Annotated in this window: 22 protein-coding genes and 1 pseudogene; 10 read left to right on the top strand and 13 right to left on the bottom strand. The window is 52.7% G+C overall.

Annotation, left to right across the window (positions count from 1 at the left end; all coding sequences use genetic code 11):
* Positions 1 to 102 precede the first annotated feature (102 nt).
* Complete coding sequence (locus AC0LWE_RS18600) at positions 103 to 2,133, bottom strand: alpha-amylase (protein ID WP_219347182.1); 2,031 nt, start codon at positions 2,131 to 2,133, stop codon at positions 103 to 105.
* 314 nt (positions 2,134 to 2,447) lie between these two features.
* On the opposite strand from AC0LWE_RS18600, the gene AC0LWE_RS18595 reads away from it, so the two are divergent.
* Complete coding sequence (locus AC0LWE_RS18595; protein WP_059180442.1) at positions 2,448 to 3,284, top strand: protein bax; 837 nt, start codon at positions 2,448 to 2,450, stop codon at positions 3,282 to 3,284.
* A gap of 59 nt (positions 3,285 to 3,343) precedes the next feature.
* Here AC0LWE_RS18595 and xylR read toward each other — a convergent pair whose 3' ends face one another.
* The 4 genes from xylR to xylF all read right to left on the bottom strand — a co-directional run bounded on the left by xylR (position 3,344) and on the right by xylF (position 8,315).
* A complete protein-coding gene (gene xylR / locus AC0LWE_RS18590) occupies positions 3,344 to 4,522 on the bottom strand; it encodes a D-xylose utilization transcriptional activator XylR (protein WP_059180441.1) in 1,179 nt (392 codons plus the stop codon).
* Positions 4,523 to 4,549: 27 nt separating this feature from the next.
* A complete protein-coding gene (gene xylH, locus AC0LWE_RS18585) occupies positions 4,550 to 5,731 on the bottom strand; it encodes a xylose ABC transporter permease XylH (RefSeq protein ID WP_059180440.1) in 1,182 nt (393 codons plus the stop codon).
* The gene (locus AC0LWE_RS18580) at positions 5,709 to 7,250 is read right to left on the bottom strand and encodes a xylose ABC transporter ATP-binding protein (RefSeq protein WP_202666481.1); all 1,542 of its coding nucleotides are present in this window, start codon (positions 7,248 to 7,250) and stop codon (positions 5,709 to 5,711) included. The genes xylH and AC0LWE_RS18580 overlap by 23 nt, the downstream gene beginning before the upstream one ends.
* Positions 7,251 to 7,322: 72 nt before the next feature.
* Entirely contained in the window at positions 7,323 to 8,315 is a 993-nt protein-coding gene (xylF, locus tag AC0LWE_RS18575; protein WP_202668316.1) for a D-xylose ABC transporter substrate-binding protein, read from the bottom strand.
* A 377-nt stretch (positions 8,316 to 8,692) separates the two neighbouring features.
* Between xylF and xylA the strand changes: the two genes are divergently transcribed.
* The 4 genes from xylA (at position 8,693) to AC0LWE_RS18555 (ending at position 13,086) form a co-directional block, all read left to right on the top strand.
* Entirely contained in the window at positions 8,693 to 10,015 is a 1,323-nt protein-coding gene (gene xylA / locus AC0LWE_RS18570; protein ID WP_011915422.1) for a xylose isomerase, read from the top strand.
* 52 nt (positions 10,016 to 10,067) lie between these two features.
* The gene (xylB, locus tag AC0LWE_RS18565; protein ID WP_216980632.1) at positions 10,068 to 11,522 is read left to right on the top strand and encodes a xylulokinase; all 1,455 of its coding nucleotides are present in this window, start codon (positions 10,068 to 10,070) and stop codon (positions 11,520 to 11,522) included.
* 104 nt (positions 11,523 to 11,626) lie between these two features.
* A complete protein-coding gene (locus AC0LWE_RS18560) occupies positions 11,627 to 12,166 on the top strand; it encodes an isochorismatase family protein (RefSeq protein ID WP_059180436.1) in 540 nt (179 codons plus the stop codon).
* Positions 12,166 to 13,086, top strand: coding sequence for a GlxA family transcriptional regulator (locus AC0LWE_RS18555; RefSeq protein WP_219347181.1), 921 nt, complete (start codon positions 12,166 to 12,168; stop codon positions 13,084 to 13,086). The genes AC0LWE_RS18560 and AC0LWE_RS18555 overlap by 1 nt, the downstream gene beginning before the upstream one ends.
* On the opposite strand, the gene AC0LWE_RS18550 is transcribed toward AC0LWE_RS18555, so the two are convergent.
* Positions 13,079 to 14,074, bottom strand: a complete 996-nt coding sequence (locus tag AC0LWE_RS18550; RefSeq protein ID WP_059180434.1) for an acyltransferase — start codon at positions 14,072 to 14,074, stop codon at positions 13,079 to 13,081. The genes AC0LWE_RS18555 and AC0LWE_RS18550 overlap by 8 nt on opposite strands.
* A gap of 184 nt (positions 14,075 to 14,258) precedes the next feature.
* Here AC0LWE_RS18550 and AC0LWE_RS18545 point away from each other — a divergent pair, with 184 nt between their 5' ends.
* The 3 genes from AC0LWE_RS18545 (at position 14,259) to glyS (ending at position 17,713) form a co-directional block, all read left to right on the top strand.
* Entirely contained in the window at positions 14,259 to 14,564 is a 306-nt protein-coding gene (locus AC0LWE_RS18545; protein WP_474265992.1) for a YsaB family lipoprotein, read from the top strand.
* Between the two features lie 158 nt (positions 14,565 to 14,722).
* Positions 14,723 to 15,634, top strand: coding sequence for a glycine--tRNA ligase subunit alpha (gene glyQ / locus AC0LWE_RS18540; RefSeq protein WP_011915428.1), 912 nt, complete (start codon positions 14,723 to 14,725; stop codon positions 15,632 to 15,634).
* Positions 15,635 to 15,643: 9 nt separating this feature from the next.
* The gene (glyS, locus tag AC0LWE_RS18535) at positions 15,644 to 17,713 is read left to right on the top strand and encodes a glycine--tRNA ligase subunit beta (RefSeq protein WP_219347180.1); all 2,070 of its coding nucleotides are present in this window, start codon (positions 15,644 to 15,646) and stop codon (positions 17,711 to 17,713) included.
* A gap of 52 nt (positions 17,714 to 17,765) precedes the next feature.
* On the opposite strand, the pseudogene AC0LWE_RS18530 reads toward glyS, so the two are convergent.
* Positions 17,766 to 18,202, bottom strand: a pseudogene (locus AC0LWE_RS18530) (hypothetical protein).
* A gap of 403 nt (positions 18,203 to 18,605) precedes the next feature.
* Entirely contained in the window at positions 18,606 to 18,884 is a 279-nt protein-coding gene (locus AC0LWE_RS18525) for an HTH-type transcriptional regulator (protein WP_059180431.1), read from the bottom strand.
* A 331-nt stretch (positions 18,885 to 19,215) separates the two neighbouring features.
* Here AC0LWE_RS18525 and AC0LWE_RS18520 point away from each other — a divergent pair, with 331 nt between their 5' ends.
* Entirely contained in the window at positions 19,216 to 19,926 is a 711-nt protein-coding gene (locus tag AC0LWE_RS18520) for a DUF3053 domain-containing protein (protein ID WP_011915431.1), read from the top strand.
* A 250-nt stretch (positions 19,927 to 20,176) separates the two neighbouring features.
* Entirely contained in the window at positions 20,177 to 20,389 is a 213-nt protein-coding gene (gene cspE / locus AC0LWE_RS18515) for a transcription antiterminator/RNA stability regulator CspE (protein ID WP_006177792.1), read from the top strand.
* Positions 20,390 to 20,445: 56 nt separating this feature from the next.
* On the opposite strand, the gene ghrB is transcribed toward cspE, so the two are convergent.
* The 5 genes from ghrB to AC0LWE_RS18490 all read right to left on the bottom strand — a co-directional run bounded on the left by ghrB (position 20,446) and on the right by AC0LWE_RS18490 (position 25,623).
* Positions 20,446 to 21,420: a glyoxylate/hydroxypyruvate reductase GhrB gene (ghrB, locus tag AC0LWE_RS18510; RefSeq protein WP_202694547.1), complete on the bottom strand. Its 975-nt coding sequence runs from the start codon at positions 21,418 to 21,420 to the stop codon at positions 20,446 to 20,448.
* Positions 21,421 to 21,446: 26 nt separating this feature from the next.
* The gene (locus tag AC0LWE_RS18505) at positions 21,447 to 22,727 is read right to left on the bottom strand and encodes an MFS transporter (protein WP_059180428.1); all 1,281 of its coding nucleotides are present in this window, start codon (positions 22,725 to 22,727) and stop codon (positions 21,447 to 21,449) included.
* A gap of 63 nt (positions 22,728 to 22,790) precedes the next feature.
* Entirely contained in the window at positions 22,791 to 23,750 is a 960-nt protein-coding gene (locus tag AC0LWE_RS18500; RefSeq protein WP_219347179.1) for a sugar kinase, read from the bottom strand.
* Complete coding sequence (locus tag AC0LWE_RS18495) at positions 23,743 to 24,504, bottom strand: sugar phosphate isomerase/epimerase family protein (protein WP_202668323.1); 762 nt, start codon at positions 24,502 to 24,504, stop codon at positions 23,743 to 23,745. Before AC0LWE_RS18495 ends, AC0LWE_RS18500 begins: the two co-directional genes overlap by 8 nt.
* Before the next feature lie 102 nt (positions 24,505 to 24,606).
* Positions 24,607 to 25,623, bottom strand: coding sequence for a LacI family DNA-binding transcriptional regulator (locus AC0LWE_RS18490; protein WP_059180425.1), 1,017 nt, complete (start codon positions 25,621 to 25,623; stop codon positions 24,607 to 24,609).
* Positions 25,624 to 25,725 lie beyond the last annotated feature (102 nt).

The following is a 25,725-nucleotide window of genomic DNA, read 5'->3' as shown; positions in this document are numbered from 1 at the left end:
GAAAGGCGAAGCGGATTATTGTTTTGTGCTATGGATTTCTGGTTGGGTGGTCGATTATTCCAGGTGGGTCTCCGCTCTTTTGGGGAGCGGAGACGGAGCGGTTTACTGATTTCCCGCCCACACCACCATCACTTTGTCGGTCTGGTGTTGCCGGGTAAAACCATAGCCCTGTTTCATGGATAGCGTGGTTTGAGTGCCTGCGCCAATGGCGGGATGACGGGCGCGGAACTGCCCCAATATTTGCCAGTGAGCGACCGTTTGCGCCTGGCTGCCGGACACCGCTTGCCAGTTCATATCGGAGCGTGTCCCCTGAAGCGGATCGGAACCGGTCGGGCCAAACGGGCGTTCAGATTCGTCGCCATAGTAGAGTTGTACGGCACCTGGCGCGAGCAACAGCAGTTCGGCTGCACGCTGGCCACCTTCGCGGAACAAGCGCGTGTCGTGAGAAGAGAGATAGCTCAGGACGTTGAAACCCTGCAGTTTTTCGGCCATTTGTTGCCAGGTCAGGTCCATATCAGCCAGACAATTCACCGCTTTTGCTGCTTGTTCCTGATAATCAAAATTGATCATGGCGTCGAAACCATGGCGATAATAGTCGCTTTGCATCACGCCGTGACCCCAGGATTCGCCTGTCATCCAGAACGGAGCGTCATCGAGCTTTTGCTCTGGATTGGCTGTTTTCCAGTCTTTCAGCGCCGCAGTAGCCTGTTCTTTCAGCTGTTGCCAGCCCGCCATTTCGACATGTTTAGCGGTATCCACGCGAAAACCATCAATGCCGTAATCGCGAACCCATTGACTCAGCCAATGGGTTAAATAATCGCGCGGGGTATAACCAGCGATGGCTTTGGCGTGCGTGTCCGGCTTATGCCGATAGAAATTAGGCAGACCGGAAGGCGCAGCGGATTCCGTTTTGAGATCGGGTAAGAAGGCCAGCGACATGGTCAGATCATCGAAACCGGGGTTGTCGTAATCGCCAATGTCGGTGCGGATCCATTTTTTACCCCACCAGTTTTCCCATCCCGCTTTGTCGCTAAAATTAATGTAATCATTAAAGCTGTGCCAGCTTTGCCCCGCGCCTGGCTTCCAGTCGGTCCAGCGCTCGCCCAGCGTTTTTTTCAATTCATCACCCTGGACATACAACGCGCCGAACTGATATTCCTGCATATCCGCAAGGGTGGCGTAGCCGGTGTGATTCATGACCACATCAAAAAGAATGCGTATCCCGCGCTTGTGTGCCTCGTCGACCAGATGGCGTAAATCGTCCTCCTGGCCCATGTTCGCGTCGAGTCGTGTCCAGTCCTGCGTGTAGTAGCCGTGATAGGCGTAATGTGGGAAATCGCCCTTGGTTCCGCCGCCGACCCAGCCATGAATTTGCTCTAACGGCGAGCTTATCCAGAGCGCGTTGACGCCCAGATTTTGCAAATAATCCAGTTTAGTGGTGAGCCCTTTGAGATCGCCGCCGTGGAAAGTCCCAATCTCCTGCATACCGTCTTTGTGTCGGCCATAGCTGTTGTCGTTTGACGGATCCCCGTTTACAAAACGATCCGTCAGGACGAAATAAACGGTGGCGTTTTGCCAGCTAAAGGGCGCTGTTTTTTCAGTTTCGGCGCGCTCAAGCAGCAGTAGGCCATTGCTGTTGGCTGCAGGCTGAAGTGTGATTATACCTTGCTGCACCATAGCGGTTTGCTTGCTGTAGAAGTCTCGTACGACGGAGCCTTCCGGGAATGTATTCGTTACGTCAAGGGTGAGGGGCTTGCCGTCCCATTTAGGACATTGTCGAGTGACGTCCGTGACAGGTTTGTCGGTTACACTTTGCACGGTAAGCATCAGCGTAGGTGTGCCAGAGCGCGTATCAATGCGCATTTGGTAATCCCCTTCGCGGAATAAGCGCCATTGCGGTGGGGTTCCTTCGCACGGTTTAAGCGAGAGCATTTCGTTGAGTTTTACGGCTTCGGTTGGCTGCCAGCACGCATTGTCAAAACTGAGCGTAAGAGGACGCGTACCCTTCGCGAGCGTTGCATGGCCTGTGAAAAGTCCGGTTCCTTCTGCTTTAAACGTAGAGAAATCCGGGGATGACCAGCCAGCGTTTGCCATCGCGGGTAAGAGCAAGAGGGCTAAAGCGGAGCGTTTCATTCCTTTTTCCTGTTGTGGCAATTTTAACCAGTGTGCCACCAGGCGTATGTGCAGGACTCATCCCCAGACGCGATCTTTCAGGTGGAGGGGTAAGGATGAGTGATCTCGCGCAAAATTAGGCTGTTATCTGCGATATCGCACACAAATTTGCAGGAATGATGCTTATATGAGCAAGTTTCAGGTGACATAGTTTCGGAATTAGACTATTTCTTTGGATGCTCTTAAAGGTTATTTTTGCTATGATTTGAGATTCCGCTCTCAATTTTGTGAAAAAAATAAAGGGTTGGAACATAAATATCCGACCAGGAGACCTAATGATATCGACTCCCATACGACGATTTGGGGCTACGATACTCATGTTGCTCACCGTGACTTTTTCAGGTGAGGTGCTTGCTAAAACGCACACGGATACAACGAGTAAGAAAGCCCACGTCATAAAGACGACGACAACAAGCAGTAAGAGTAAGGTTAGCAGTAAGAAAGAGTATTCTCGCAATAGTGTTAAGAGTAGTTCACTGCCTGATTTGCGAAAATACCCTTCCGGGACACCAAGAAAAAAAGCGTTTCTCCGGACGGTAATGCCTTATATTACAAGCCAAAATTCTGCGATTACCGCGGATCGTAACTGGCTGATCTCAAAACAGTACGCTAGCCGCTGGTCGCCGACCGAGCGTACGCGTCTGAAAGAGATCGCTAAACGCTACAATGTGAGCTGGAACGGTAATACTCGTCGTGTTCCGTGGAACTCACTGCTTGAACGCGTAGACATTATTCCAGGCAGCATGGTGGCAACAATGGCTGCTGCGGAGAGTGGTTGGGGGACATCAAAACTGGCCCGCACCAACAATAATCTCTTCGGCATGAAGTGCACCAAAGGCCGCTGTACCAACGCGCCTGGCAAGGTGAAAGGGTATTCGCAGTTCGAATCGGTGAAAGATTCAGTGAATGCCTACGTGGTGAATCTGAACACGCATCCGGCGTACGCTTCATTCCGTAAATCACGCGCTCAGCTGCGTAAAGCCGATCAGGAAGTGACGGCGAGCACGATGATTCACAAGCTGAAAGGTTATTCCACCCAGGGACAGAGCTACAACAATTACTTGTTTGCGATGTACCAGGATAACCAGCGTTTGATTGCCGCCCATATGTAATCCAGTAATCCATAAAAAAGGCCTTCCATCGGAAGGCCTTTTTCTTTACTCAGCCAGCGCTAAATCAGCACCTCGCTGTACCGCTCCCGATACTCTTTCGGCGTGGTGTCATAATCTTTTTTAAACACCGAATAGAAATACTGTAACGATGGATAGCCGCACATCTGCGAAATTTCGTTGATCGACAGCGACGTCGACACTAACAGGCTGCGGGCTTTTTCCAGTTTCTCGGCGTGAATGACCGCATGAATCGTTTCCCCGACCTCTTCTTTGAATCGCTTCTCCAGATTCGAGCGAGAAATGCCCACGGCATCCAGCACCTGATCCACTTTGATACCCTTGCAGGCATGGTTACGGATGTAGTGCATCGCCTGGATCACCGCAGGATCGTTTAAAGAGCGGTAATCGGTAGACCGTCGTTCCACCACGCGGACAGGCGGCACCAGCAGACGCTGCAGCGGCAGGGTTTCGTTATCCAGCAATCGGTGAAGTAATTTCGCGGCCTGATAGCCCATCTGACGCGTTCCCTGCGCGACCGATGACAGCGCGACGCGTGACAAATAACGAGTAAGTTCTTCGTTATCGATGCCAATGACGCACAGTTTTTCAGGAACCGGAATGTGCAAATGGTCGCACACCTGAAGGACATGACGCGCACGCGCGTCTGTGACCGCAATAATACCCGTTTGCGGTGGCAACGTTTGCAGCCAGTCGGCCAGACGGTTTTGCGCGTGTTGCCAGTTTTCAGGTGCGGTCTCCAGCCCTTGATAAACGACGCCACGATACTTTTCCTGGGCCACAATCTGACAAAAAGCGTGTTCACGCTCCATCGCCCATCGCTTACCGCTGGACGCTGGCAAACCATAAAAGGCAAAGCGGTGAACGCCCTTTTCTTTTAAATGCAAAAATGCGCTTTCGACCAGCGCGTAGTTATCGGTCGCGATGTAATGTACCGGCGGATATTTTTCGGGCAAGTGGTAAGAACCGCCGACGCCCACAATGGGGACGTCGACATCGACAAGCATTTTTTGGATATCGGGGTCATCAAAATCTGCGATAACCCCGTCACCTAACCAGTCTTTAATTGTCTCGATGCTGGCACGAAAATCTTCTTCTATGAAGATGTCCCATTCGGATTGCGACGCCTGCAAATATTCACCCACGCCCTCCACGACCTGGCGGTCATAGGCTTTGTTGGCATTGAATAACAACGTAATGCGGTGACGCTTCTCAAACATGGCTTATCTTTCCCAAATTTGTGATTCTCAGGCCCGTCGCTTGGTTGCGGAGTCCATCCAGACCGCCAACAACAGGATGGCGCCCTTAACGATATACTGCCAGAAGGTCGGCACGTCCATCATACTCATTCCGTTATCCAGCGACGCCATAATAAATGCGCCCATCACGGCCCCGGCAACGCTACCGATCCCGCCTGCGAGGCTGGTTCCACCGATGACACAGGCTGCGATGGCATCCAGCTCGGCGATATTCCCGGCTGACGGCGAACCGGCCCCCAAACGTGAACTCAGAATGAGCCCAGCAATCGCTACCATCAGGCCATTGATCGCAAACACCGCCAGCTTAGTCCGTTCGACGTTAATACCTGACAGACGTGCCGCTTCGATGTTGCCGCCGATGGCGTAGATACGGCGACCAAAAGCAGTGCGAGTGGCCATAAACATACCTGCCAGTAACAGCAGCGTCAGTATCAACACGGGCGTTGGCACCCCACGATAATCATTCAGCAACCAGATCGCGCCCAGCACAATGACCGCCGTTAATGCCTGGCGTCCGACGACAGAAGTTGATGCGGGTGCGGCCAGTCCCAGCGCTTCACGGCGCATCCGCGCACGCCATTGCCAGGCGATAAACGCCATGAGACCGATGGCACCGAACGTAAAGCCAAGACCGTCAGAGAGGTAGCTTTGCCCAATTTGCGACATGGACGCGCTGGTGGGGGATACGGTTGTGCCATTGGTAATCCCAATCAGAATCCCGCGAAATGCCAGCATCCCCGCGAGGGTGACGATAAAGGACGGTACTTTGCGGTACGCGACCCACCAGCCGTTCCAGGTGCCGAGCAGCAGACCCAGCACAAGCGTTACGACGATGGTGAGCGGTAACGGCCAGCCTAGCCAGACGTCAAAGATGGCGGCAACGCCACCCAGCAGTCCCATCATCGAGCCCACTGAGAGGTCAATCTCAGCAGAGATAATGACGAAGACCATGCCGACGGCCAGAATGCCGGTAATTGCGGTCTGACGCAGCAGGTTGGAGATGTTACGTGCGCTCAAATATGAGCCGTCGGTCATCCAGGTGAAGAACAGCATGATGGCGATAATGGCCGCGATCATGACGAAAACCTGTAAATTGAGCGCCTTGAGCCCCGAAAACACACCGGGCGTGTGAACAGGGACTTTAAGATCAGACGGGTTGCTTTTCGACATGGCGTTCGCTCCTCAGGGCGGCTTCCATCACCTGTTCTTGCGTCAGGTTTTGGTTGTTCAAATTGGCTTTCAGTTTGCCTTCGTGCATCACAAGAACGCGATCGCTCAGGCCGAGAACTTCAGGTAGCTCAGACGAAATCACAATGACGGCAATGCCCTGCTGTACAAGCTGGTTAATCAGTTTGTAGATTTCGTATTTCGCACCGATATCGATCCCGCGAGTGGGTTCATCAAGAATCAGGATGCGAGGATTGAGCAGCAGGCAGCGGGCCAGAATGGCTTTCTGCTGATTGCCGCCGCTCAGTCGGCCAATCGCCAGTTCAGGCGAAGAGGTTTTGACCTTGAGGCGAGCGAGGGACTGGAGAATACATTGCTGTTCGGCAGCATCGTCCAGGCTGCTCAGCGGACCGGAAAACTGGTCAAGCGCAGCCAGCGTGATATTTTTGCCGACAGCCATTACCGGCACGATGCCGTCTTTTTTACGGTCTTCCGGCACCATCGCAATACCAAGCGCAATCGCCTGCTGACAGTTAGCGATCTGCACCGGTTGGCCGTCGATAAAAATTTTGCCCTCCCAGCGCCCGGGCCATACGCCGAATAGACACTGCACGGCTTCGGTACGCCCGGCGCCGACCAGCCCCGCAATCCCGAGGATTTCCCCGCGGCGCAGTGAGAAAGAGACATCGTTAACGCGTTTAATATGGCGATTGACCGGATGCCAGGCGGTGAGATTTTCAACGCGCAATATTTCATCACCCGTGGCGTGGGGTTCGTTCGGATAAAGGGCGGTGAGTTCGCGGCCCACCATCATTGTGATAATGTCATCTTCGCTCATGCCTGCTGCGTCGCGGGTGCCAATGTGCTGTCCGTCGCGGATAACACAGATGGTGTCCGATATCGCTTTAACCTCGTTAAGCTTGTGCGAAATATAAACGCAGGCAATGCCGTGGTTTTGCAGGTCGCGGATGATGTTTAACAGCACCGCGGTTTCCTGTTCGGTAAGGGATGCGGTCGGCTCATCAAGAATCAACAGGCGCACCTGTTTATTGAGTGCTTTGGCGATTTCAACGAGCTGTTGCTGGCCTAACCCCAAATCGCCAACACGCGTGTCGGGTGAGATAGCAAGGCTGACCTGCGCCAGCAGTTTTTCACAACGCAGCGTCATGGTGTCGTAATCCAGCACCCCGCGACGCGAAAGCTCAGCGCCGAGAAAAATATTCTCCAGCACGGTTAAATTCTTCACCAGCGCGAGTTCCTGGTGAATGATGGCAATACCTTTCCGCTCGGTATCGCGAATATGAGTCGCCTGCAGCGTCTCTCCGGCAAAAACGATTTCGCCCTCGTAACTTCCGTGCGGATAGATACCGCACAGCACTTTCATCAGCGTGGATTTTCCAGAGCCATTTTCACCACACAGCGAGACGATTTCGCCGGGATTCAAGCGCAGGCTCACATTGTCGACGGCTTTCACCGCGCCAAAAGCTTTGGTGATGCTTTTCATTTCCAGTAGATAAGACATAACTGCTCCACAAGACCCGAAGGAATACCCGTACAAGTCGGCATGCCCCTGCAGAACAGGGGCATAGCTGGATTACAATTGGCTCTTACTGTGGAAACCGTCTTTCACAACGGTGGCATCAATGTTGTCTTTGGTGACTTCAATCGGCGTCAACAGACGGGCGGGGACGTCTTTCAGACCGTTATTTAATGAGGAATCTGCCTTTGGCTGTTGACCATTACCCAACTCAACGGCAATTTCAGCTGCCGTATTGGCGAGTTCAGTGATCGGCTTATATACCGTCATGGTTTGGGTGCCATTAAGAATACGTTTTACGCCAGCCAAGTCGGCATCTTGTCCTGAGATAGCGACTTTACCTGCCAGGCCTTGTGCGCTAAGGGCCTGAATTGCCCCACCGGCTGTTGCATCGTTTGACGCGACGACTGCATCAATTTTGTTGTTGTTAGCGGTTAAAGCGTTTTCCATAATTTTGAGGGCGTTTTCTGGCAGCCAGCCGTCAGCCCATTGGTCGCCTACGATTTTAATTTTGCCGTCATCAATATACGGCTTGAGCACTTTCATTTGCCCTTCGCGGAACAATTTGGCGTTGTTATCAACAGGTGAGCCACCCATTAGGAAGTAATTCCCTTCAGGCACTTTTTTGATCAGACTTTGCGCCTGAATTTCACCGACTTTTTCGTTATCAAAGGAAATATAAAAATCGATATCGGCATTATTAATCATACGGTCATACGCCAAAACTTTAATGCCTTCTTGTTTGGCTTCTTTCACAACATTACTTAACACCTGACCGTTGTAAGGAATAATAACCAGCACATCAACGCCGCGGTTAATCATATTTTCGATTTGCGACATTTGTGTTTCTTCATTGCCGTTAGCCGATTGAACAAAAACAGATGCGCCAAGAGATTCTGCTTTTTTAACAAAAATATCGCGATCTTTTTGCCAGCGCTCAAGACGCAGGTCGTCGATAGCCATTCCGATTTTGACTTCTTTCGCATGGCCCGCAACGCTTGTCAGCAGCAGCGAAGCGCAGATTGTAAGGCACAGGTTTCTTATCTTCATAATTATTATTACCTTTTTCTGTAGGGTAGAGATTCAGAGAGAAAAGGATGATTCTTGTCAGATACGCAGCAAATTCTTAACGGGGAGCGACAAACTAGCAATTATAGATTTTTATCTTCTCATTACGATATTTGGTTTATTTGCGAATTTATGACCGTGATCTGATTTTAAAATGCATAACTTATTCATTACACAACATTCTGGAATAATCGCTGAGGAATCGTTTGCTTGCGTATTATTTTTTTTGGGAGCCAGCGCACGTTTGAGCATTCTCTCAATGCCAGTGTGAAATAACGTAATTGAGCAAATCACAATGAATATTCACTATTAGTTTTAGTATCGGTTATTCGCCGCACCTCTTGATTATGGAGTTAAATATGCAAGCTTATTTCGACCAACTCGATCGTGTTCGTTACGAAGGCCCGAAATCCACTAATCCTCTCGCATTTCGTCATTACAATCCCGACGAGCTGGTGCTGGGTAAGCGCATGGAAGATCACCTGCGTTTTGCTGCCTGCTACTGGCATACCTTCTGCTGGAACGGTGCGGATATGTTCGGCGTAGGCTCTTTTGACCGTCCGTGGCAGCAACCCGGCGAAGCGCTGGAGCTGGCGAAGCGCAAAGCGGATGTCGCGTTTGAATTCTTCCACAAGCTGAATGTGCCGTATTACTGCTTCCACGATGTCGATGTTTCCCCGGAAGGCGCCTCGCTGAAAGAGTATCTGAATAACTTTGCCCAGATGGTCGATTACCTGGGAGAAAAACAACAGCAAAGCGGCGTCAAACTGCTGTGGGGCACGGCGAACTGCTTTACCAATCCTCGCTACGGCGCGGGTGCGGCGACCAATCCGGATCCAGAAGTGTTTAGCTGGGCGGCAACGCAGGTCGTGACCGCGATGAATGCCACGCATAAACTCGGCGGTGAAAACTATGTTCTGTGGGGTGGCCGCGAAGGCTACGAAACCCTGCTTAATACCGATCTGCGCCAGGAGCGTGAACAAATCGGCCGCTTCATGCAGATGGTTGTGGAGCACAAACACAAAATTGGTTTCCGTGGCACGTTGCTCATTGAGCCTAAACCGCAGGAACCGACTAAACATCAGTACGATTATGACGTGGCGACCGTCTACGGCTTCCTCAAACAATTTGGTCTGGAAAAAGAGATCAAAGTGAATATCGAAGCGAACCACGCGACGCTGGCGGGGCACTCTTTCCATCACGAAATTGCGTCTGCTATCGCGCTAGGTATCTTTGGCTCTGTCGATGCCAACCGTGGCGATCCGCAGTTGGGCTGGGATACTGACCAGTTCCCAATCAGTGTCGAAGAAAATGCGCTGGTGATGTACGAAATTATCAAAGCGGGCGGCTTTACCACTGGCGGCCTGAACTTTGACGCCAAAGTACGCCGTCAAAGTACGGATAAATACGATCTGTTCTATGGACATATTGGCGCAATGGACACCATGGCGCTGGCGCTGAAAGTGGCGGCCCGCATGATTGAAGATGGCGAGCTGGATAAACGCGTTGCGAAGCGGTATGCCGGCTGGAACAGTGAGCTGGGCCAGCAAATTTTGAAAGGCCAGTTATCGCTTGCTGAGATAGCGAAGTACGCTGAACAGCACAGCCTGGCACCGAGCCATCAGAGCGGTCATCAGGAACTGCTTGAAAACCTGGTGAATCACTACCTGTTCGATAAGTAATCAGCATTGCCCGGTACCCCATTACCGGGCTTCTCTTTTAAGGAGTCACCGCATGTATATCGGGATTGATCTTGGCACGTCGGGTGTGAAAGCCATCCTGTTAAACGAACAGGGCGATGTGTTGGCTACGCAAACTGAAAAGCTGCACGTCTCGCGCCCACACCCGCTATGGTCTGAGCAGGATCCTGAAGAGTGGTGGCAAGCGACGGATCGCGCGATAAAAGCGCTGGGCGAACAGCACAGCTTACGGAATGTGAAAGCGCTGGGCATTGCCGGGCAAATGCACGGCGCGACGCTGCTGGATAAAGAGCATCGCGTTCTGCGTCCGGCGATTTTGTGGAACGACGGTCGCTGCGCTGAAGAGTGCGCCATTCTCGAAGAACGCGTGCCGACTTCTCGCGAGATCACCGGCAACCTGATGATGCCGGGCTTCACTGCGCCAAAACTGCTGTGGGTGCAACGTCATGAGCCTGAGATTTTCCGTCAGGTCGCAAAAGTGCTTCTGCCAAAAGATTATCTGCGTTTTCGTATGACCGGTGACTTTGCCAGCGATATGTCGGACGCGGCAGGCACCATGTGGCTGGATGTTGCTCAGCGCGACTGGAGCGAAGCGATGCTCGCCGCCTGTCAGCTTACGCGTCAGCATATGCCTGCCCTTTTCGAAGGCAGTGAAATGACGGGAACATTACAATCGTCCCTTGCCGAGCGCTGGAATATGCCTGCGGTGCCGCTTGTTGCGGGTGGCGGGGATAATGCGGCGGGTGCCGTCGGCGTTGGAATGGTTGATGCTGGTCAGGCAATGTTATCGCTGGGTACATCGGGCGTCTATTTTGCCGTGAGCGACGGTTATCGTAGCAATCCAGAAAATGCCGTTCACAGCTTCTGCCATGCGTTACCGGGTAAATGGCATTTGATGTCGGTGATGCTGAGTGCCGCTTCATGCCTGGATTGGGCTGCGAAGCTCACGGGTTTTGGCGATGTACTAGCGCTGATCGCCGCTGCACAACAGGCTGATGAAAGTGCCGGTGCCGTCTGGTTTCTGCCGTATCTTTCGGGCGAACGTACCCCGCACAACAACCCGCAGGCGAAAGGCGTTTTCTTTGGCTTAACGCATCAGCACGGTCCGGCGGAACTGGCGCGCGCAGTGCTGGAAGGCGTGGGTTTTGCGTTAGCAGATGGCATGGATGTGGTGCACGATTGCGGACTGAAGCCCCACAGCATTACGCTGATTGGTGGAGGCGCGCGCAGCAGCTACTGGCGGCAGATGTTGGCCGATATCAGTGGATTACAGCTGGACTACCGCACCGGTGGCGATGTGGGGCCCGCGTTGGGGGCCGCGCGTCTGGCGCAAATTGCAATGAATCCAGCAAAACCGCTCGCACAGCTGTTGCCACCATTACCCCTGGAGCAAGAGCATCACCCGGATTCCGTGCGTCATGCGCATTACGCTCAACAGCGCGACGTGTTCCGCAAAATCTATCAGCAGCTTCGGCCATTGATGTCGTGATCCCACGTTGTCCCGATGCGGCGTGAGGATGTCCTTTTTTGGTCTTCTCGTCCGTGCGTCTCCTCGTCAGTATAGGGTTACACCCACTGGCGAGGAGAATCACCATGTCACGTACCGCGTTAATCAACATCGATACTCAGCAGTCATTCCATCACCGTGAATACTGGCAGGAAAAAGGTTTCGCTGAGTTCCAGCAGGCGATGCTGGGGCTTATCGAAGGTTGTGAATCTCATGGCATCCCCGTTGTTGATATCTTTCACGTAGACGATACCGGGCCGTTCTCATTGGAAAGCGGTTTCGTTGAGCCAATGTCCTTTTTACGTCATCAGCCTGCGGTCGTTTTCCAGAAACATGTCCATAATGCCTTTACCGATACCGGCCTTGATCATTGGCTGCGTGAGCGGGATATTAATCATCTGATCATTTGCGGTCTTCGGACGGAACAGTGCTGCGAAACCACGGCGCGAGTCGCGTCCGATTTAGGCTATGCCGTCACTTTTGTCAGTGAAGCCACGCTGACATTCCCGATGACGCACAAGGGCATTACGCTGGATACCGATGACCTTCGCCATCGGACTGAAACGGTGCTGGATGGGCGTTTTGCTGAAATCAAAACCGTAGCGGAGACGCTGGAGTCACTTTGATGAGTACCGATGTCTGGTTTGTGATGTTGCCGGGAGTGTTGTCGTTGGACATGACCGGCCCGGCCGAAACCTTTGCGCTGGCGGGCGATGCGTTTCGCCTGCATTTCGTTGGCCCGCAACCAGAAGTGCTGACATCCATTGGCCTGACGATGAGCGGTATCCAACCGTTACCGGAAGCTCTGCCGGCGGGGAGCCTGCTGATTTTGTCGGGCGTCAGCGATTCCAGCCATCAGTTTTCCACACCTCAGGCGCTAAGCATTCAGCATTGGCTGATGCGCCTGCAGCCCGAGATCCATCGGCATCATATTACCGTGATGTGCGTCTGCTCCGGCGCGCTGCTGGCGGCGAAATCAGGTCTGCTTGATGGAAAACAGTGCACCACCCACCACGACGTCATTGGCCGTCTTCGTGCCGCAGCGCCAGGCGCATTGGTCAAAGAGAATCGTATTTTTGTGCAGGACCAAAACATCTGGACCAGCGCGGGGATTACGTCGGGAATCGATCTGGCGTTGCATATGATTAACCGCCTGTGTGGGCCAGAAAAGGCCCTGGCGGTGGCGCGCGAAATGGTGGTCTGGTTCCGGCGTTCAGGAGACGATCCGCAGCTTTCGCCGTGGCTGCGTTACCGCAATCATCTGCATCCGGCCATTCATCGTGCTCAAGATGCGCTGACGGCGGAGCCGCAAAGGGGCTGGCAACTGGCTGATATCGCGGATCTGGCGCACGTTAGCCCACGCCATTTAACCCGACTTTTTCAGGCACATTTAGGCATTAGCGTGCGCGATTATCTTGAACAGCTGCGGCTGGCGGTTGCTGAGCAGTGGCTAGTGCAAGGACGCGGTGTTGAACACGCGGCCACGGCTGCGGGATTTTCGTCCCCGCGTCAGTTTCATCGCGCCAGACAGCGTATCGCTAGCTGACAAAGCGGCGCGTATCGACTCGCTGTAACAGCATCGACAGGAGCAGGCTAATCAGTAATGTAGCGGTGAAAATCCATACGATGTCCAACAGCGGCCAGCTTTTAAACTCAACACCTCGCGTGCGCAGGGCGTGGATCACCAGCGCGTGAAAACCGTAAATCCCCAGCGAATGACGTGAAATCAACCCCAGCACCGGGAGTGGTCGCGCGTTTAACGTGTTCTTGACCAGCGTGAGCAGAGAAACCGCGCAGATAAACACCATTGGACCGCAGTACACATACCAGGTATCGGCAAAATTCCCACGCCAGCGCAACTCATGTAATGTCCCACGAGAAATCACAAAAACTGCGGTGATAAATAGTGCGGCACAGAGCCACGTCAGCCATGATTTGCGCGTGTCCATCATGCCGATTGCGCGCCCGAGCAGGCCGTAAATCACGTAGTAAAAGGTGTCACCATTGATATAAAGGTTTATGGGCAGCCACTCAAAACCGCCTATCTTTTGCGAGACAGTATTCGGGTTGGCGAGTACGCCAATGACGATCATGAGCGCCAACAGCATTTTACCCCCCACGTTTTTTACCTGAATCAGCGGTGAGACCAGATAAATCACGACGATGGCGAAGAAAAACCACAGGTGATAGAAAACGGGCTTTTGCAGTAAATTTCTGAGCGACAGTTCGCCGTTGATTGATGTAAAAAGGGTGATATAGAGGAGCGCAATGGCACTGTAAAACAGCAAACAAAGCCCGATGCGCAAAAAATGACGCGGCTGCGCGCTGCGCTCGCCAAAGAAGAGAAAACCAGAAATCATGAAAAACAGCGGAACGCTGACGCGGGACGCCGAGTTCAGAATATTCGCGACGTCCCAGTTTACCGGGCTGATACTGTGGGCATTAGTGATATACCAGGTGGTGGTGTGAATCATCACGACCATCAAACAGGCTATTCCTCGCAAATTATCAATCCAGTTAATTTTTGACTGCATCAGTTCCTCTGTTTATGCGGTAAATATGTTCTGACTCGTATTGTGTTCCAGCCTCTCACTGGATAAATCTGAGTTTGAATTATCGGACTTGTGTGAACATCGCGCTATTCGCAGAATGCGGGTCGATCAGCTATAAAAGCTTTACGATTAAAAATAACAGCCAGAAACCACGGCGGTAATAAAAATGATGATGAAGCGTGCTGCGTCACTGATTGTGATTGTTATGCTTGCAGGATGTGGTTCACAAGAAGAAGCACCGGCGCAAAGAGCGCAAAAAAGTAAAGTCAGCCCAGAACGCTCATTAAATATGGAGCAATTGTGCAAGGACCAGGCAGCACATCGGTACAACACGGGCGCGCAAAAAATTGACGTGGCCGGGTTCGAGCAATTTCAGGGCAGCTATGAAATGCGTGGGTATACCACGCGTAAAGAGAGCTTTGTCTGTTCTTTTGATGCGGAAGGGCAGTTTTTACATCTCTCTATGCGTTAACGCGCCTGCGTTCTTGCTGACCAGTGCGCTTGCTGCACTGGCTTGACGCCTTATTTCCCAATTTTCCCTAAACAAACCCGTTTCATACTGTATATCTTGCAGTCAGCGGGTATACTGATCGCTTCCATTCAAAACACACGTATCCAGCACGAAATACTATGCAAAAGTTTGATACCAAGACCTTCCAGGGCCTGATCCTGACTTTACAGGATTACTGGGCTCGTCAGGGCTGCACCATCGTTCAACCTTTGGACATGGAAGTTGGCGCCGGCACTTCACACCCTATGACCAGCTTACGTGCGTTGGGGCCAGAACCCATGGCAACGGCCTATGTGCAGCCATCTCGCCGTCCGACCGATGGTCGTTATGGCGAAAACCCAAACCGCTTACAGCACTATTATCAGTTCCAGGTGGTGATTAAACCTTCCCCGGACAATATTCAGGAACTGTATCTCGGCTCCCTGAAAGAGCTTGGCGTGGACCCGACCATTCACGATATTCGCTTCGTGGAAGATAACTGGGAAAACCCAACGCTGGGTGCCTGGGGTCTCGGCTGGGAAGTGTGGCTGAACGGCATGGAAGTGACGCAGTTCACTTACTTCCAGCAGGTTGGCGGTCTGGAATGTAAACCGATCACAGGTGAAATCACCTACGGTCTGGAACGTCTGGCCATGTACATTCAGGGCGTAGACAGCGTTTACGACCTGGTCTGGAGCGACGGCCCGCTGGGTAAAACCACGTACGGCGACGTGTTCCATCAGAACGAAGTGGAGCAATCCACCTATAACTTCGAATACGCGGATGTGGACTTCCTGTTCACCTGCTTCGAGCAGTACGAGAAAGAAGCGCAGCAATTGCTGGCGCTGGAAACCCCACTGCCGCTGCCAGCCTACGAGCGTATTTTGAAGGCCGCCCACAGCTTCAACCTGCTGGATGCCCGTAAAGCCATCTCCGTGACTGAACGTCAGCGCTACATTTTGCGTATTCGCACGCTGACCAAAGCCGTTGCAGAAGCTTACTACGCGTCCCGTGAAGCCCTTGGCTTCCCGATGTGCAACCGAAATAAATAAGAGGCGGCCATGTCTGATAAAACTTTCCTGGTGGAAATCGGCACTGAAGAGCTGCCACCAAAAGCCCTGCGCAGCCTTGCGGAATCCTTTGCTGCGAACGTAACCGCTGAGCTGGATAACGCTGGCCTGACGCACGGTAAAATCGAATGGTTTGCTGCACCGCGCCGCCTGGCGCTGAAAGTGGCGAATCTGGCGGCTTCTCAGGCGGATCGCGAAGTTGAAAAACGCGGCCCGGCGATTGCCCAGGCGTTTGACGCTGAAGGGAAACCGAGCAAAGCGGCGGAAGGCTGGGCACGTGGTTGCGGTATCACCGTTGACCAGGCCGAGCGTCTGACAACCGATAAAGGCGAATGGCTCCTGTATCGCGCGCACGTTAAAGGCGAAAGCGCAGAGGCGCTGCTGCCAAACATGATTGCAACGTCGCTGGCGAAGCTGCCTATTCCTAAACTGATGCGCTGGGGTGCGTCCGACGTACACTTTGTGCGTCCGGTTCACACGGTGACCCTGCTGCTGGGCGATACCGTTATTCCGGCAACGATTTTGGGTATTCAGTCCGATCGCGTGATTCGCGGCCATCGCTTTATGGGCGAGCCGGAATTCACCATCGACAATGCCGATCAGTATCCGCAAATCCTGCTTGAGCGCGGTAAAGTCATTGCGGATTACGAACTGCGTAAAGCAAAAATCAAAGCGGACGCTGAAGAGGCGGCGAGCAAAATCGGTGGCAACGCCGATCTGAGCGAAAGCCTGCTGGAAGAGGTGACCTCTCTGGTCGAGTGGCCAGTGGTTCTGACGGCGAAGTTTGAAGAGAAATTCCTCGCGGTTCCGGCTGAAGCGCTGGTTTACACCATGAAGGGTGACCAGAAGTACTTCCCGGTTTACGCGGATGACGGCAAACTGCTGCCGAACTTTATCTTCGTGGCGAACATCGAATCCAAAGATCCGATTCAGATTATCTCCGGTAACGAAAAAGTGGTGCGCCCGCGTCTGGCGGATGCAGAGTTCTTCTTTAATACCGACCGCAAAAAGCGTCTGGAAGATCACCTGCCGCGTCTGCAAACCGTTCTGTTCCAGCAACAGTTGGGTACGCTGCGCGACAAGACTGACCGTATCGCGGAGCTGTCCGGCTGGATCGCCCGTGAAATCGGTGCCGACGTGAATCACGCTACCCGCGCAGGTCTGCTGTCCAAATGCGACCTGATGACCAACATGGTGTTCGAGTTTACCGACACCCAGGGCGTGATGGGTATGCACTATGCCCGTCATGACGGCGAAGCCGAAGATGTGGCCGTTGCGTTGAACGAACAGTATCAGCCGCGCTTTGCGGGTGATGATCTGCCGTCTAACCCTGTTGCGTGTGCCGTCGCGATTGCCGACAAAATGGACACCCTCGCGGGTATCTTCGGTATCGGCCAGCATCCGAAAGGCGATAAAGATCCGTTTGCGCTGCGTCGTGCTGCACTGGGTGTGCTGCGTATCATCGTTGAGAAGAACCTGAATCTGGATCTGCAGACCCTCACCGAAGAAGCGGTGCGTCTGTACGGTGACAAGCTGACCAACGCGAAAGTGGTGGATGATGTTATCGACTTTATGCTGGGTCGCTTCCGCGCCTGGTATCAGGACGAAGGTTATACCGTCGACACTATTCAGGCTGTTCTGGCGCGTCGTCCAACCCGTCCGGCAGATTTTGATGCGCGCATGAAGGCGGTTTCGCATTTCCGTACGCTGGAAGCCGCGTCAGCGCTGGCTGCGGCCAACAAACGCGTATCCAACATTCTGGCGAAATCCGATGAAACGCTGAACGAGCGTGTTAACGCTGCGACCCTGAAAGAGCCCGAAGAAATTGCGCTGGCGCTGCAGGTTGTGGTGCTGCGTGACAAGCTGGAGCCATTCTTCGCTGAAGGCCGTTATCAGGAAGCGCTGGTGGAACTGGCTGAACTGCGTGAAGTGATTGATGCCTTCTTCGAGAAAGTGATGGTAAATGTTGAAGATAAAGAGCTTCGCATTAACCGTCTCTCTATGCTCGAAAAATTGCGCGAGTTATTCCTGCGCGTGGCGGATATTTCGCTACTGCAGTAATTCATGTCACGTTAAAAAACCCGCCTCTGATGGCGGGTTTTTTTATGGCCCCTTATTCGATCGCGATCAAACCGATCTCGGTTTTTAGCCAGCGCAGTGCTTTCAGTGTGTCGGCAAAGTAGTCGATCAGCTCGCAGAGTAAGTCTTCCATCACGATAGCCGATTTTGGCTGAAGTGAACCGTTTATCAGTAGCTGGGTGATTTCCTGGTGGTAGCGTCCCAATTGTGTCGCATCAGGTTTAAAGGCTGGCGTGCGAGAAGGTAGGTCTTCTACGGTCAGATTCTCTTTTAAATATTCGGGAATGGGATCGAGGAGTGTCTGTTGCAGCAGTTCCAGACAGGTGGAAAGTCGTGCGCAAAGCGCCATTTATGTTCGGAATCTTCACTCTCGACTAACGCCTCTGTGAAGCGTTCACAGTTATCAGTCAGCTCGATAAATTCGGTGCCATGGTTGAAGGGAAGGGTGAATAACGAGTGAGTCGCAGATATAACAATAAACCTCAGTGAGTTGCGTTTTAACCACCACCAGAGGTTCCAATCTCATAGCGGCGGAACCGAACAGGGTTGGAACTACTGGCCTCACTGACACCAGCGCGCTTTACAGCGCCCCCGCCCGGCCCACCATTGAGATGTAGCAGGCCGCACGACACAAAAAAGCGGTGTCGCCAGTGAAGTGAGTCAGGGTTCCAATCCTGACACCTGATTTTGCAGGTGTGGGGAGAACATACTGCTGACTGAAGCGGGCGACAATCGATATTGTCTATGCAGATGAAGATCTTACCATTTCTGGAAAGATGCTCGCAAAATTTAGCGCGTTAGGGATGAAAAATAGAAAGGCTTTTAAACACAAACCCCCGCAATTGCGGGGGCGATACGAATCTATCTTTAAAGACTATGCGCTTAGCGTTGGGGCCGCCTGTATCAGACGCATCAGCTTTAACTCGGTCATAGAGGGTTTAACACGTTTTGATTCCCACTCTTGCACCGTCGCCACGCTGACACCCATTTCTCTTGCAAAATCAATAGTCTTCAGTCCTGTCCCTTTGCGCAATCGCTCAAATTCTGTAAAGGGATTGGATTTTTGGGACAGGGTTACTGTTTGCGACAGATCCTTAAAAACGATTTGTTCCAGGCTGGTTAACAGCTCAAACATTGTATCTTTAGATTCCATTAAGAACTCCTCATAAATCACACCGCAGGATCATGAACTTCATAGAGCTTGTTAAGAATAGACTGTAAAGGAGGCAACGGATCGTCACGGGCGTGATTAATTGTGCGGTAAGTATTGCCTTACTCGTTTCAGCAAAGCGGATAGTTATGCTAATTACCTGATTAATCATAAGCAGGCTTCGTATGGTATTTTTTTGTAAATCGTCAGAAAGAAACCGGCAATAGCCGTTTTGCATGAAAAGAGTATCTTGCGCGGCGTACCTGGACTATTCTTGTCCACGTCAGGCACGCCAGTGCCAGTATGTGCTTTTTTGGGTGAAAGGAGTAATAAAATGGCGACAGGAAAGTCCTGCTCTCGCTGGTTCGCGCCTGTTGCGGCGTTGTTGATGGTAGTTAGCCTGAGCGGGTGTTTTGATAAAGAAGGCGATCAGCGTAAAGCGTTTATCGATTTTCTTCAGAATAACGTGATGCGCAGTGGTGAGCATTTACCAACGCTGACTGCGGATCAGAAAAAACAGTTTGGCCCCTTCGTTTCCGATTACGCCATCCTTTATGGTTATTCACAACAAGTGAATCAGGCAATGGATTCTGGCCTTCGTCCCGTTGTGGATAGCGTCAATGCGATTCGCGTCCCGCAGGATTACATGACCCAGCGCGAGCCTCTTCGCCAGTCTAACGGTGCGCTTGGCGTGCTGAGCCAGCAGTTGCAGAATGCAAAAATGCAGGCAGATGCGGCGCGATCCGCACTGAAGCAAGGCGAAGATCTGAAGCCTGTATTCGATAAAGTGTACGAGAAAGTGGTGACTAAACCCTCAGATGCGATGCAGCCGTTGATTCCGGCCGCGCAGATATTTAGTCAGCAACTGGTCCAGGTGGGTGATTTTATCTCTCAGCAGGGAACCCAGGTGAGCTTTGTCTCTAACGGCATCCAGTTCCCGACGTCTCAGCAAGCCAGCCAGTACAACACGCTGATTGGGCCGCTAGCCTCGCAGCACCAGGCCTTCAGCCAGGCATGGAGTTCGGCAGTGACCGCGACGGAATAACATAAAAAACCCGCTGAGAAGCGGGTTTTTTATGATTGTTGAAAATAAAACTTGTCATCTCCACCCCACTTATGGTTTTATAGCTTCGTCGGTTTGTTACACAGACCTAAAGCAGTTTAGTTAAGTAAGTAGTCCAGATGAGTTATCCAAAGATACCCTTCGTAGTGACCCTTCCTTCATCGCTTAAAAATCTGTAACACATTCCATCATCGCGCCGGAAGGCAAAACAAATATTTAAAAGGTAAAATCTATGTCTGGTAAAATGACTGGTCTGGTAAAATGGTTCAACGCTGATAAAGGTTTCGGCTTCATCACTCCTGACGATGGCTCTAAAGATGTATTCGTACACTTCTCTGCTATCCAGAACGAAGGCTACAAATCTTTGGACGAAGGCCAGAAAGTTTCCTTCACCATCGAAAGCGGCGCTAAAGGCCCAGCAGCTGGTAACGTTGTAAGCCTGTAAGCTTCCAACTCAGCAGCAAAGAATTTTAAAACCCGCCTCTGGCGGGTTTTTTCGTTTCAGGCATTAACCTGCGGATTCACACAGTTTTTCTCAACGTTTCCGTTGAGTGCGTTGATCAGATTATCCACAGCCGTTGCGGCCATATTGTAGCGGGTTTCATGCGTAGCAGACCCAATGTGCGGCAGGGCAACGACATTCGGCAATGTCAGCAGCGGGGAATCAACCGGCAGCGGCTCTTGCTCAAACACGTCCAGACCGGCAGCATGGATCTCACCGTTCTGCAGCGCCTCAATCAACGCCTTCTCATCCACCACGGGCCCGCGCCCGGCATTAATGAAAATCGCCGACTTCTTCATTTTCTCAAATTCTGCTTTACCGATCAGATGATGCGTCTCATCCGTCAGCGGCAGGATCAGGCAAACATAGTCAGCTTCCTGTAGCAGCGTCTCTAATTCGCAGTAACGTGCGTTGAAACGCTCTTCCGCTTCTCTGTGATGGCGGCGGGCGTTGTACAGAATCGGCATGTTGAAACCGAAATGCGCGCGCTGGGCTAACGCCAGTCCAATGCGGCCCATCCCCACGATCCCCAGCGTTTTGCCATGCACGTCCACACCAAACCAGTCGGGACCAATACTTTTCGTCCATTCGCCCGCTTTTACACGTTCAGCAACTTCTACCACACGGCGCGCCGTGCTTAGGACCAACGCCATCAGCGTATCTGCGACCGTTTCGGTCAGCGCATAAGGCGTGTGCATGAGCAGGATTTTGCGTGCGTTTAAGGCATCGACATCAAAATTGTCGTAACCGACTGAAATGGTGGACGTCGCACGAAGCTTCGGCATTTTTTCCAGCAATGCGGTATCCACTTTTTCGCTTGATCCCAACAATCCTGCTGCGCTGGCGAATACGTCAGCATGCTCTGCGACGGTCTCCGGATTAAGATTCTTCACCTGGGTGACGGTGAAGTGTTCTTCAAGACGTTTTTGCAGATCCTCGGGCAGTGCTTTATACAAAATGACGGACGGCTTCATGCTAATCTCCGTTGATGTTAAAGGGTTCAGGCGTGGCGTGCGCCAGCAGGGACGTGTTGATTATTAGCAGGCTTAACAATCAAAGTAAGCCACACTGAAGCGAAAAGTGCCACCCCCATAAAAATGTACGAGGCGGACGGGCTGCCGGTCGTACCGTTCAGATAACCCACAAACCACGAGCCGAAGAACGATCCCAGCGCGCCCATACTGTTGATGAGCGCCATCGCGCCGCCCGCAACGTTACGCGGCAGCATCTCGGGAATGATGGCGAAGAAAGGACCGTAAGGCGCGTACATCGCGGCTCCTGCGATGACCAGCAGGGTATAAGAAATCCAGAAGTGATCGGGTCCTACTGCCCATGAACCTATAAACGCGAATGCGGCAATCAGCAGCAGCGGCCAAACGAAAAGCTTACGGTTTTGCAGTTTGTCCGATGCCCAGGACACCACAATCATCGCAATAGTCGCCGCCAGATAAGGCACGGATGACAGCCAGCCCACTTCGACCATGCCGAGGTTTTCTCCGCCGCTGCGAATGATGGACGGCAGCCACAGCACAAATCCGTATACACCAATACTCCACGTGAAGTACTGCATGCAAAGGAGCACCACGTTGCGGGAGCGGAATGCTTCGCCGTAGTTACGTACCGGTTTCAGCCCCTGTTGCTCTTTCTCCAGTTCCGCCTGAAGCGCGGCTTTTTCGCTTTCGGAGAGCCATGTCGCCTGCGACGGTTTATCTTTTACCAGCACCCACCAGCAGAAGGCCCAGATAATCGCGGGGATCCCTTCAATGATGAACATATGACGCCAGCCGAATGACTGAATCAGGTAGCCAGAGACGACGGACATCCACAGTACCGTGACCGGGTTACCGAGGATCAGGAAAGTATTGGCGCGCGAACGTTCGGATTTGGTAAACCAGTTGCTGATGTAAATCAGCATCGCAGGCATCACGGCGGCTTCTACCACGCCAAGAATAAACCGAATGGCGGCCAGCGCCGGAATATTGTTGACCATACCGGTGAGCGATGCACAGGCTCCCCACAAAATCAGACACACGAAGATCAGTTTGCGCACGCTGCGGCGTTCGGCATATATCGCGCCTGGGATCTGGAAGAAGAAATAGCCCAGGAAGAACAACGCGCCGAGCAGGGAAGAGACCCCTTTGGTGATCCCCAGATCTTCGGTGATCCCCGCGGCGGAAGCGAAACTGAAATTCGCGCGATCGAGATACGCCAGGCTGTACGTGATAAACACGATCGGCATGATGTACCACCAGCGTTTGACTGCATTGGTCGATTTGTTCATAGACTTGCCTCTGTTGTTGAGGTGACTTCCGCCGCTGTATGTAGGGTACGCGGGGCTGTGTTTTTAATTCGCGGTTGCGAGGATTGATTCCCCTAAGGCTTCCCGCGTCGGTAATCCTTCGCTATCGCCCTGAACCTGAATGGCGAGCGAGCCAATTTTGTTACCGCGTGCGACGGCCTGCGGTAACGTTTTCCCTTCGAGTAGGGCGCTGATCACGCCAACAGCGAAACCATCGCCAGCGCCGACGGTATCGACAACATTCTCGACTTTCATCGCGGCAACCGTCCCTTTTTCACCCTTTTCTGTCTTGAACCATGCACCCTCGGCTCCCGTTTTCAGCACCACGGCTTTCACACCTTGATTTAGATAAAAATCGGCGATCCCTTCTGGGGATGATTCTCCGGTCAAAATCATCCCTTCTTTTATACCAGGCAAAACCCAGTCAGCCTGGAAGGCGAGGTGATTGAGCTGATTAATCATCTCGGCCTCGCTTTTCCACAGCACTGGACGCAGATTGGGATCGAATGAAATCGTCTTACCCTGAGCTTTCATGGTGCTGGCCGCGTGATCGAGTAGCTCATACGAACTGCTCGACAATGCCGCCGCCACTCCGCTCAAATGCAGGTGGCGTGCTGACGAGAAGTACGCAGAGTGATAATCGGCAAGGGAAAGATGACTGGCCGCCGATCCTTTGCGGAAATACTCCACGATGGGATCGGTTCCATTTTCAACTTTAGACTTTAGCTGGAAACCTGTGGCGAAACGGCTGTCGAGCGTGACGCCAGCCGCGTCGATCCCCTCTTTTTTGAGCGAATCTACGACAAATTGACCGAAGCTGTCGTTGCCTACGCGGCTGACCCAGCCGACGTTCATACCCAGGCGCGCCAGTCCGGTCGCCACGTTGAGTTCTGCGCCTGCCACACGTTTGATAAAGTGTTCAACAGCGCTTAACGTACCCGTTTCGGTGGCAACGAACATCGCCATTGCTTCACCGATGGTGATGACGTCCAAAGTCTTAGACATGGCGTGACTCCTCGCGCAGCAGATTGACGTAATGGCGGGTCACTGCGGCTAAATCCGGACCCTCCAGTGGGAATTCAATCCCGCGCGGTGCATCTGCGGGAAGTTGATCCAGAAGCGCCATCCAGCGCGCATCGGCGTTATCCGGCGCGATAGCGCGGTAGTGTTGATTGTGCGGGATGGCCGCTTTGACGTGGATATAGCTCACGGCAGGGGCGAGAAGACGAGCGGCTTCTTCAGGCGAATCGCCCACCCACAACCAGTTGCCCGTATCGAACGTCAGCGTGACGGGCAATTGCATCACCCGACAGGCCGCTTTGAATCGCTGCATCGGTGCCAGTTGGCCACAGTCGGTTTGATCGTTTTCAACCACCAGCGCCATGCCGCTGTCATTGAGTAATTCACGTAATGCTTCCAGCGACGCCTTATCGCGGAAATGGCCCAAAGAAACCTTTAACCACAAGGCATTTAACGCGTTGGCTTCGGCAAGATAACCTGGCAGATCCGGGTTAAGCGTCCCATCGGGCATTAGCAATGCGGCTGGTGCTGAGTAACAGGCCAGCAAGCCAAGCAGCTCGATAGATTGGGCCAGCATGGGAAGGGTTTGCAGCTCTTGCTCGCTGAAGAGTTCGCGACGTATTTCGACACCATCTGCGCCACCCGCTGCGATGACGGGCAGGATGGCCCGCTGGCCGCCTGCCTGACGTACCTGATCCGCACCGTATGCCGCGGTCACGACGATAATTTTTCTGCCCATTGGCTGACTCCCATTCGTAGCTGATAGTTATCACGCTAGATGGAACCGGTTCCAAAGAAAAGCCCAGGTTGTTGAATTTATGATCGCCATCACGAAGGGAATTTAGCGGGAAGTCGAACCGCGTACGATCAGCTCGCCAGAGAAAACCTGCTCGCGAACGGCGTCCGTCATGCCTTCAATACGGCGAACCACCTGTTCTACTGCGGCATAGCCTATCTGCCAGGTCGGCTGTTTAAGCGTGGTGATTCCTACGCCTGCCAGCTCTGCCCATTCCAGTTCGTCAAAGCCTAGCAGGCCAATATCGCTACCCCAGTGGAGGCCAATGCGTTTGAGGGATCGCGCCACCTGGAGCGTGAGTGCCCCGTTGGCAGAAATCACGGCTTTACGCATCCCGCGATGGCGGGTGTGAAATTGACGTAGCGCGTTATCCATCTGGTCGGCTTCATGCAGCGGAATTTCGATATTCTCGGCGATCACGCCGGGATAGCGCGCCAGAGTTGCACGAAAAGCGCTGAGGCGATCGCGACGGGTATTGACCATCCCCAACGGTTCGCTCATAAACAAAATCGCTTCAAAACCTTGCTCGATGAGGTGTTCCGTGGCGGTCGTGGCGGCTTGAGTGTTATCCAGTCCGACAACATCGCAGGCAAATTCCGGTATTTTACGGTCAATGAGTACCATCGGAAGCGCGGACTGCTGCAGACGATTAAGCCCCTCTTCGCGCATACCCACGGCATTGACCACGATACCTTCCACCTGATAGCTGCGCAGCAGATCGAGGTAGTGCAATTCCTGATTCAGCTCGTTATTCGTATTACAGACCAGCGGCGTAAAGCCTTTTTCACGACACGCAGCTTCGATGCCGCTCAGCACATTGACGGAGTAGGGGTTGGTGATATCGGCGATAATCAGGCCGATGAGGCGGGTACGGCCATGCTTTAGCCCGCGAGCCATGAGGCTTGGGCGATAGTCGAGTTCAGCAATAGCATGTTCGATACGGGCCAGCAGCGCGTCGGAAAGCAGATGTTTCTCGCCATTCAGATAGCGTGAAATACTGGTTTTACCGGTTTTTGCAGCTTTCGCCACGTCGCTGATGGTGGACCGTGTTGATTTGCTCATCGCTGATTTCTCTGAATTAAGTGAGAACACCTTAACGTGAAAATCAGCGATGGCAAGTGCTTCATATCGGATGATACAGGCGGCAGATGCCCTCATCCGACC

The organism is Lelliottia sp. RD5 (genome assembly GCF_056032945.1).
The sequence above is the reverse complement of the archived record's forward strand: the minus strand, read 5'-3'. Positions and strand labels throughout refer to the sequence as shown.

What these genes read in the sequence shown, in the direction of transcription:
- AC0LWE_RS18600 (WP_219347182.1), bottom strand. Translation starts at nt 2,133, where the DNA reads ATGAAACGCTCCGCTTTAGCCCTCTTGCTCTTACCCGCGATGGCAAAC.
- AC0LWE_RS18595 (WP_059180442.1), top strand. Translation starts at nt 2,448, where the DNA reads ATGATATCGACTCCCATACGACGATTTGGGGCTACGATACTCATGTTG.
- xylR (WP_059180441.1), bottom strand. Translation starts at nt 4,522, where the DNA reads ATGTTTGAGAAGCGTCACCGCATTACGTTGTTATTCAATGCCAACAAA.
- xylH (WP_059180440.1), bottom strand. Translation starts at nt 5,731, where the DNA reads ATGTCGAAAAGCAACCCGTCTGATCTTAAAGTCCCTGTTCACACGCCC.
- AC0LWE_RS18580 (WP_202666481.1), bottom strand. Translation starts at nt 7,250, where the DNA reads ATGTCTTATCTACTGGAAATGAAAAGCATCACCAAAGCTTTTGGCGCG.
- xylF (WP_202668316.1), bottom strand. Translation starts at nt 8,315, where the DNA reads ATGAAGATAAGAAACCTGTGCCTTACAATCTGCGCTTCGCTGCTGCTG.
- xylA (WP_011915422.1), top strand. Translation starts at nt 8,693, where the DNA reads ATGCAAGCTTATTTCGACCAACTCGATCGTGTTCGTTACGAAGGCCCG.
- xylB (WP_216980632.1), top strand. Translation starts at nt 10,068, where the DNA reads ATGTATATCGGGATTGATCTTGGCACGTCGGGTGTGAAAGCCATCCTG.
- AC0LWE_RS18560 (WP_059180436.1), top strand. Translation starts at nt 11,627, where the DNA reads ATGTCACGTACCGCGTTAATCAACATCGATACTCAGCAGTCATTCCAT.
- AC0LWE_RS18555 (WP_219347181.1), top strand. Translation starts at nt 12,166, where the DNA reads ATGAGTACCGATGTCTGGTTTGTGATGTTGCCGGGAGTGTTGTCGTTG.
- AC0LWE_RS18550 (WP_059180434.1), bottom strand. Translation starts at nt 14,074, where the DNA reads ATGCAGTCAAAAATTAACTGGATTGATAATTTGCGAGGAATAGCCTGT.
- AC0LWE_RS18545 (WP_474265992.1), top strand. Translation starts at nt 14,259, where the DNA reads ATGATGATGAAGCGTGCTGCGTCACTGATTGTGATTGTTATGCTTGCA.
- glyQ (WP_011915428.1), top strand. Translation starts at nt 14,723, where the DNA reads ATGCAAAAGTTTGATACCAAGACCTTCCAGGGCCTGATCCTGACTTTA.
- glyS (WP_219347180.1), top strand. Translation starts at nt 15,644, where the DNA reads ATGTCTGATAAAACTTTCCTGGTGGAAATCGGCACTGAAGAGCTGCCA.
- AC0LWE_RS18525 (WP_059180431.1), bottom strand. Translation starts at nt 18,884, where the DNA reads ATGGAATCTAAAGATACAATGTTTGAGCTGTTAACCAGCCTGGAACAA.
- AC0LWE_RS18520 (WP_011915431.1), top strand. Translation starts at nt 19,216, where the DNA reads ATGGCGACAGGAAAGTCCTGCTCTCGCTGGTTCGCGCCTGTTGCGGCG.
- cspE (WP_006177792.1), top strand. Translation starts at nt 20,177, where the DNA reads ATGTCTGGTAAAATGACTGGTCTGGTAAAATGGTTCAACGCTGATAAA.
- ghrB (WP_202694547.1), bottom strand. Translation starts at nt 21,420, where the DNA reads ATGAAGCCGTCCGTCATTTTGTATAAAGCACTGCCCGAGGATCTGCAA.
- AC0LWE_RS18505 (WP_059180428.1), bottom strand. Translation starts at nt 22,727, where the DNA reads ATGAACAAATCGACCAATGCAGTCAAACGCTGGTGGTACATCATGCCG.
- AC0LWE_RS18500 (WP_219347179.1), bottom strand. Translation starts at nt 23,750, where the DNA reads ATGTCTAAGACTTTGGACGTCATCACCATCGGTGAAGCAATGGCGATG.
- AC0LWE_RS18495 (WP_202668323.1), bottom strand. Translation starts at nt 24,504, where the DNA reads ATGGGCAGAAAAATTATCGTCGTGACCGCGGCATACGGTGCGGATCAG.
- AC0LWE_RS18490 (WP_059180425.1), bottom strand. Translation starts at nt 25,623, where the DNA reads ATGAGCAAATCAACACGGTCCACCATCAGCGACGTGGCGAAAGCTGCA.